This is a genomic window from Thiomonas sp. 13-64-67 (assembly GCF_002282795.1).
Classification (GTDB): Bacteria; Pseudomonadota; Gammaproteobacteria; order Burkholderiales; family Burkholderiaceae_C; genus Thiomonas; species Thiomonas arsenitoxydans.
Genome location: NZ_NCKP01000105.1, coordinates 1 through 4,195, shown reverse-complemented (window position 1 = coordinate 4,195; position 4,195 = coordinate 1). Strand labels below are relative to the sequence as shown.

Annotated in this window: 1 protein-coding gene and 4 pseudogenes; 2 read left to right on the top strand and 3 right to left on the bottom strand. The window is 62.4% G+C overall.

Going from position 1 to position 4,195, the window contains the following annotated elements; genetic code table 11:
* Window positions 1–178: pseudogene (locus tag B7X30_RS15080) on the top strand (IS5/IS1182 family transposase); the annotation flags it as partial.
* A gap of 68 nt (window positions 179–246) precedes the next feature.
* Here the strand turns inward: B7X30_RS15080 and B7X30_RS15075 are convergent.
* Together B7X30_RS15075 and istA are read right to left on the bottom strand one after the other, a co-directional pair.
* Window positions 247–919, bottom strand: a pseudogene (locus B7X30_RS15075) (ATP-binding protein).
* Window positions 916–2,506 (bottom strand): annotated as a pseudogene (istA, locus tag B7X30_RS15070) (IS21 family transposase). The pseudogenes B7X30_RS15075 and istA overlap by 4 nt, the downstream one beginning before the upstream one ends.
* Before the next feature lie 411 nt (window positions 2,507–2,917).
* Between istA and B7X30_RS15830 the strand changes: the two are divergent.
* Window positions 2,918–3,164, top strand: a pseudogene (locus B7X30_RS15830) (IS3 family transposase); the annotation flags it as partial.
* A 75-nt stretch (window positions 3,165–3,239) separates the two neighbouring features.
* On the opposite strand, the gene B7X30_RS15775 reads toward B7X30_RS15830, so the two are convergent.
* Complete coding sequence (locus B7X30_RS15775; RefSeq protein ID WP_353681926.1) at window positions 3,240–3,986, bottom strand: alpha/beta hydrolase; 747 nt, start codon at window positions 3,984–3,986, stop codon at window positions 3,240–3,242.
* Between the last annotated feature and the right edge of the window lie 209 nt (window positions 3,987–4,195).

The window sequence follows — 4,195 nt, the reverse complement described above, 5'->3', positions numbered from 1 at the left end:
GATTCCGCCACGCAAGAACCGCAAGCAACCCCGCACGTATGACAAAGCACTCTACAAACTACGTCACCTGGTCGAGAACGCCTTCCTGCATCTCAAGCGATGGCGGGGCATCGCCACGCGCTACGCGAAAAACGTCGCCTCATTCGTTGCCGCCGTGCAAATTCGTTGCCTTGCCCTCTGCCCCGCTGACCACCCCAAACTGCTCCACTTATGGCCGGTCAAACTGCCCCAGGCAGGACGGACGGATTATGCCGATTCGGCGGTGGTGGCAATGCGTGAGGCGGCCTCCTTCAGACGGTAACTTTTGCCCTCGCACTCGAGCATGGCGCAGCGGTGCATGAGCCGGTCGAGCATGGTGGTGGTCATGGTGGCATCGCCCAGATACTTGCCCCAGTCCTGCACTACGCGGTTGGAGGTGATGAGGATGGAGCGGCGCTGATGTCCGCGATGCGCCGGGCCAGGAACAGATCGTCCAGGACCAGCAGGTCGGTCCGTAGCGAGCGAACTCGGTGTCGGCCTCCACATAGCGCACGTCATAGCCCTGCAGCGTGGCTTGGTAAGCCACGGCCTTCGCCACATGGCTCTTGCCGGTGCCGGGCTTGCCAATGATCAGCGCGTTGGCGCCCTCGGTGATGCACTTCAGGGTGTGCAACTCGAAGCAGGCGCCGCGCGGCAGCTTCGGATTGAAGCGCCAGTCGAAGTCCGCCAGAGAGAGTCGCTCATCCAGGCCCGAGCGCTTGAAGCGGCGCGCGGTCAGGCGCGAGCGGCGCCGGTCCAGCTCGTCCTGGAGCATGGCCGCGAAGGTTTCCAGGAAGGGCTGCTGAGCGGCCTGGGCCTGCATCACGCGGGTGGACAAGGTCTCGGCGATGCCCGACAGCCGCAGCTCGCGCAGGGCGCGTTCGATCTCGATCATGGTCATGGCTGGGTGCTCTCAAGGGATTGGGTGGTGGCGTGGGCAAAGAGATCGCCGTATTCATCGGCGCTGCGAATGAGCGCGTGTTGCTGGGTCAACGTTGAAGGCGACGCCGACGGTGTCGGGGTGTCGGCCTCCAGAGCGGCCAAGGCATCGGCCACGAGCCGTTCGGTCAGCGCCTTGACGTGGCGGTAGCTGTGCACGCCTTGCGCCATGGCCGCCTCGCAGGCCGCGTCGATAAACCGGTGTGGATAGCGCCGCGCCAGGTTGACGATGCCCCAGAGCTTGCGCTGGCCCACCCGGCCTTCGGGTGGCAAACAGCCTCTCGCACAGGCGTGCTGCCTGAGGGCCGATGGAGCGAGCCTGAGCGAGAATGAAGCGGGTCTCGCGCGAAGGATTGAACACGCGCTCTGCCATGGGCAGCACCACGGTGCCGGGTCGATCCACCCGGGCGTGGGTGCGCAGCAAGGCCTGAGTGCGCAAGTCCCGGATCTCGATGCGCCGCTCGAAGATCCGCACCAGCACCTTGGTGCCAATGGGGGCTGGGCGCGCGGCGTAGCTGCTGCGCTCGATGCGCACACAACTGTCATCGCAGACCGTGCGCTGCACCTCGGTGAAGTACGACATGCCGGTCAAGGGCAGCGGCTGCAGGTGGGCGCGCTCCTCCTCGAACAGGGCCTGCACCTGACGGCGCTCGGCGCCGTGGATGCGTGAGGCTGCCCACTTCACTTCCCAGTGTTCCAGGAAGGCGTTCTGCTCCTCGAGGCTCTCGAAGCGTCGGCCCTTGAGCGCGGTGGCCTGGGTGTGGCCGATGGCGTGCTCGACCGTCCCTTTGCGATTGGGGTCTCGCACCCGAGCCGGGTCGGCCACCACTTCGTAGTGGGCGAGCGTGGCGGCATAGACCGGATTGAGAGCGGGCTCGTACAGGTCGGGCTTCAAGACGCCCTCCTTGAGGTTGTCGAGCACCACGTACCGGGCAGAGCCGCAGAAGTAGCGCCAGGCCTGCTCGTGCAGCTCGGCCCAGACCTGCTGGCTGGACTTCCAGACGACGCGGCGGAAGCTGCGCCGCGAGTCACGCAGCGTGGCCACGAACAGGCGGGGTTTGCGCCAGCGCTCGGTGCCGGGCACGCGAGTGAGCGCGCCCTCGCCGTAGTCGACCTGCATCTCTTCTCCGGGAGCAAACGAAAGGCGGTCGAATTGCTCGGGCGCCTTGTGGCGCAGTTGGGCCACGAAACGCTTGACGGAGTTGTAGGCGCCATCGAAACCCTGCAGGTCCACCAGGTCCTGGTAGATGGCGGTGGCGTTGCGGCCCAGGCGCAACTGGGCGTCGATGAAAGCGCGGTGGGGTTCGCACCGGGAGGTGCTCACCGGTGGGGCAACCGGCGCCAGGGTCGGTGGCCAGGGTGGAGCAGTTTGACTGGGAAAGTCGGTGGCCACCCCGGGGCAGTTTGCTGGGTCGGCGGCAAAGCGCTGCTGATACGCGCGGATGGTGTGGCGTGAGATGCCGGTGATGCGCTCGATCTCGCGCTGCGTGGCGCCGCCTTTGAGCAGCGTCCAGATGGTGGTTTGTAAATGTGGCTTCAAGACGTTCAACCTCGGGCTCCCTCGGGATAAGGGAGCAGAAAGTAACGTCCTGCCTGTCGGGCCTCACAGCACCCGACGCACCTTGCTCAATGCGTCAGATCACCGCGGCCAGGGTGGAGCAGTTTGGGTGGCCATAAGTGGAGCACTTTGGGTGGCCGCCGGGGCTCTCTGGCTGCAAATCTTGTGACGACACTATCAAGCGACCCTGGATACAAGCGGTTTCGCCCAAGAGGTCATTTCTTCAGTATTTCCTCAGGGATGGTGTTCAAAAAGCCACCGCTCACTGGCGTGGCGAGTGTGCAGTCGAGACAATGACGGCATAAAATAGACTGACCTTGGCTTGGACCTGACGAGCCGCAAGACCCGCAAGGCGCAGTTCCTGGATGAGATGAACCGCGTGGGCTGTAGCGGATGCTGTCGTACGCTGCCAAGGACTACCGTGATGCGCTGACCGAATACGGCATCACCGCGTCGATGAGCTGTCGCGGCAACTGTTGGGACACGCCTGCAGCGTGACGCTGTTCGGCTCTTTGAAGGAAGAGCGGCTACACGGGCAACGCTTCAATGCCGACGCCAGGCCATGGGCGAAGTCGTCGCCTGGATGCTCTTGTACAACCGCACCCGACTGCGCTCGACGCCGACCTATGTCAGCCCAATGCGGTTCTAAGAAGACTGGCTCGCCGTTCAACCTCGGCAAGCCAGTACATGAGTCGGCTATGGGATACGGATTGCAGGGGAAAGGTCAAACCGAGCCATTTCTCAGTCGATGATTGCTCACTCTGCAAACCAAAGCATCTATCACTCGGCTGCATACAGCTAGGCGGTCAGAAGTGTGAGTTGCAAGCCAAACGTGCAACTTGTGCCCAACATCTGTTAAAAGAACAGACTCGACGTTCTGAGCATTCACCGCTGAGCTTATGTACCTCTCCTGCACCTCATGAGGGATGACAACATCGTCCGTTCCATAAAAGACAAGCAAGCGCCCCCAATATCGACTCAAAGCAGCAAAGGCAGGTGATCGTGAAAAATCCTGTGTCGAACGTATCACGCGGCGGAACTCTGATCCGAATCGCGCCGTCTCTGCACTGGCGTCATAGGCCGCAGGACAGAAAAGAACTAACGCTTCGGTATTCAGATCCTCGAGTAACCGGCAGGCTGTATGTCCAGCCATGCTGGTGGCCACGATCGCACGGGGACGACGTGGCCGCAAACTTTCGACGACACTCAATGTTTCCTCCCGCCGTCGCTGCAGGCTAGAGTCCTCCAGTATCCCACCGCTTTTTCCGAGCCCGAAGAAGTCGAACGCCACACTTACCACGCCTGCATTCGCAAGTGCCAAGCGAAGATATCTGACGCCCTCTGAGGTAGTGGATATCCCGCCTCCATGCAGAAATAGGACGTACGGGTCTCCACGGCCCGCGACATTCTCAATGGCCGTCGCATGCAAGCGCCTGTCGTCGGAGGGCACTGTGAATGCAGTCTCGATCATGCTTCGCCAACCTTTACTCTGTCCGGACATTTTTAGCCTTGATGAGGAGCGTCAGAAGGTCAGACGCTGCGGTGCGCTGTTGCGCACCGCGCAAACGTGCAAACAGGCTCTAGCAGGCCGTTGAAAAATCCCCCGCTGGCGCCCGCGTCGGCCACTACGATCTGAAGCCATCGGTGAACGACCCAGACGAGGACGATGAGAGGCAACCA